The 2,666-nt window shown below is 48.4% G+C and carries 4 protein-coding genes and 1 pseudogene; 3 read left to right on the plus strand and 2 right to left on the minus strand.

The window, feature by feature from the left end:
* Positions 1–243: pseudogene (locus INT22_RS01360) on the plus strand (ABC transporter ATP-binding protein); the annotation flags it as partial.
* 67 nt (positions 244–310) lie between these two features.
* Here the strand turns inward: INT22_RS01360 and INT22_RS01365 are convergent.
* Both INT22_RS01365 and INT22_RS01370 read right to left on the minus strand, forming a co-directional pair.
* On the minus strand, positions 311–613 hold the full coding sequence (locus INT22_RS01365; protein WP_193067530.1) for an XRE family transcriptional regulator: 303 nt from the start codon (positions 611–613) through the stop codon (positions 311–313).
* A gap of 10 nt (positions 614–623) precedes the next feature.
* A complete protein-coding gene (locus INT22_RS01370; RefSeq protein WP_095603866.1) occupies positions 624–968 on the minus strand; it encodes a type II toxin-antitoxin system RelE/ParE family toxin in 345 nt (114 codons plus the stop codon).
* A gap of 296 nt (positions 969–1,264) precedes the next feature.
* Between INT22_RS01370 and INT22_RS01375 the strand changes: the two genes are divergently transcribed.
* Positions 1,265–1,600: a zinc ribbon domain-containing protein YjdM gene (locus INT22_RS01375; protein ID WP_193067531.1), complete on the plus strand. Its 336-nt coding sequence runs from the start codon at positions 1,265–1,267 to the stop codon at positions 1,598–1,600.
* A gap of 681 nt (positions 1,601–2,281) precedes the next feature.
* Positions 2,282–2,666, plus strand: a 385-nt coding sequence (locus INT22_RS01380; RefSeq protein ID WP_193067532.1) for a PAS domain S-box protein, incomplete at its 3' end; no start/stop codon positions are given.

Raw genomic sequence — 2,666 nt, forward strand, 5'->3', positions numbered from 1 at the left:
GGCGAGCGCCTGAAAGGCGCACTGGCCTGCATCCTCTACGCCGATTGCCCACCGCAACTACTGCTACTGGACGAGCCAAATAACCATCTTGACCTGCCTTCAGCACAAGCACTGGAAACCATGCTGCGCAGTTACCAAGGCGCGTTAGTGGTGGTATCCCACGACGATGCCTTTCTGGAAAACCTAGCGCTAACAGACCGCCTGCTAGCAACCGAGCAAGGCTGGCAATTGGAGCCGGTTTGATCTAAGTATTCGAGGTGTGATGCATTACTAAAAAACGGCGTAAGTCTAAACAGCTTGTTGGGGACAGCTATACAGGGAAGCCATGATGACTTCCATCGGGAAGTTCTATATCGACACGGACTCGGCCGCCTAGCGCTTCGACGTAGCGTTTGAGTGAACTAAGGCGCATATCCTGGCCAACTTTCTCAAGTCCTGCGACGGTGGGTTGTTTTACTCCCATCGCAATAGCTATGTCTGCTTGGGTTTTCTCCGCTAGCTGACGAATTTCGGCAAGCCTGATCTCGAATAACATATCGTTGGCTTTCGCCTCAGCTGCCGCAACGATCTCTGGCTTTTCTTTTGCTAACAAGTCTTCCAGTTTGCGTGCCATGGTTACCACCTCACTTTAGTGTTTCCAGGTGAGCCGTATATTCTTTATCGGCGACTGGAATCATCTCATTATAGAAGCGCTTGTCATTTCCACCTTTATCGCCTGCGCATAGCAAGATGCCTGTGCGACGTGGATCAAACGCAAAAAATACTCTGATAGGACGTCCCTGGCACTGAACACGCAATTCCTTCATGTTGGAATGCTGCGAGCCGTTTACAGTGTCAGCGTGCGGCCTTGAAAGCATCGGGCCTCGTTCACGTAGAAGAAGTACAGAAGCCAGAACGTTCTCACGTTCAATTTCTTCCAATGAGAAGAACCACGCTTCAAATGTGTCTGTTTGCTCGATAGACCACATGGAGACCTCTTTTGTTTATAGGTTTTATCCTATATAGGCTATGCCCTATTATCAAGAGATTTTCTCAAACTAGGAAGAGGGCAAAACAGCTAATCAAATTATGCCTATCTTCAGGTAGCCAACCCATCATCCCCAACTATAAAAACGCCCCGTAGGAGGTGGCTTTAGCCCGCGACGATTCAAACACTGAGCCATCAACAGGCACCGCTTCCCAGTGAACCTGCCTGTGTGCATTCGCCAAGGCTGCAAAGGCTCAGTATCATAAGCAGCCAATCCAACCACAGAAGTTTCCTCCCATGTCATGCCCACCTTGCCCCAATTGCCAATCTGAATTCGTCTACCAGGATCAAAGCCTTTTCATCTGCCCGGAATGCGCCCACGAATGGAATCCTTCCGAGGTTGAAGCGGAAGACGCCGTCACGGTGAAAGATGCCAATGGCAGTCTGCTTGCTGAAGGCGATAAGGTGACGCTTATCAAAGACCTCAAGGTCAAAGGCAGCTCACTGGTGCTTAAAATTGGCACCAAGGCGGTTATCAAGCGGCTCAAAGAGGGCAAAGACCACCAGCTCGACTGCAAGGTCGATGGCGCTGGCGACATGATGGTCACCGCCCAGTTTGTGAAAAAAGCCTGAATAGATGGCAATTTGTGTTAGCACAAAGCGTTCTGACCAACTTGATGAAAGCATCCGATCACGAGATATGGATGCTCACGCTGTACAGTAAAACGGAGCGTGCCAGTATTCCTGGGCACATGCTCAAGCAAATAGCGGAGGCAATCAAAAATGGTTGATAGAAACCTTGGGGCAGAGATTCTAGACGGTATCAATGAGATCAAACAGTTCAAGAAAGGCAAAGTAGTTCTGCGAACTCATGAGTTAGCAGAACCTTCACCCCTCCCAAAATAATTAGGCATAAACTGAATCTACCAAAGGTTTGAAAGCCGTGAAAGTGGCTACCTGCCATGCCACAGCTTATTAGCATCTATTAGCCTGCTAATGGGAATTGCCGTTTTGTATGCTACTGCTTGTCTGAGTCACCTTCACTCGCCTAGAGAGCTATCATGGATGTCAGACTCAACATGCAGGAGCAGATCATAAAAGGTACTGTGGGGCGGCGATTCATGGGGAGCCATTTAAAATGCGATGCGATATGAGGTGTCAGGTGTTTGAGTGCATCGTAGAGTACAATAAACAACGGCGGCACAGTGCTAACGGGAAATGATCAGCCCAGAGGCCTTCGAAGCCCGAATGATCGCTTAAATTAGTGTCAACTATTGCTGGATAAAGTCGCATGGCTTCATGAAAGGTGTGTCTATGAAAGACGATAAGCTAGAAGAAACGACTAAAGCTTTGGTTGATGACGGCGGCGTAAATTCGATTTCACTATCCCTATTCACCGAAGTATTCGACGCTTTTGAAGAAGCCGTTGTCGTTACCGACGCAAGTCGGCGTTTGGTTTATGTGAATTCTGCGACAGAACAGCTGTTTGGATACTCAAAAAACGCGCTATATGGTGAAGAGGCAAAAATACTCTATGCCGATGAAAACGATTTTTCCGAACAAGGTCGGATACGCTTTAATACTTTCAGCAAAATAGCTGCGGAGAACTACAGAGTTGCATATCGGCGCTCGGATGGAGAGCAGTTTTTTGGCCTGACGACGGGTGCAGCTAAGCGCCTAACCGAAAGTTTTCGTGCAT

This window comes from Halomonas sp. 3D7M, assembly GCF_014897885.1.
In the GTDB taxonomy this organism is placed as follows: Bacteria; Pseudomonadota; Gammaproteobacteria; order Pseudomonadales; family Halomonadaceae; genus Vreelandella.

Excerpts from the sequence above, each read along its gene's own strand:
- INT22_RS01365 (WP_193067530.1), bottom strand. The coding sequence starts at position 613 with ATGGCACGCAAACTGGAAGACTTGTTAGCAAAAGAAAAGCCAGAGATC.
- INT22_RS01375 (WP_193067531.1), top strand. The coding sequence starts at position 1,265 with ATGTCATGCCCACCTTGCCCCAATTGCCAATCTGAATTCGTCTACCAG.
- INT22_RS01370 (WP_095603866.1), bottom strand. The coding sequence starts at position 968 with ATGTGGTCTATCGAGCAAACAGACACATTTGAAGCGTGGTTCTTCTCA.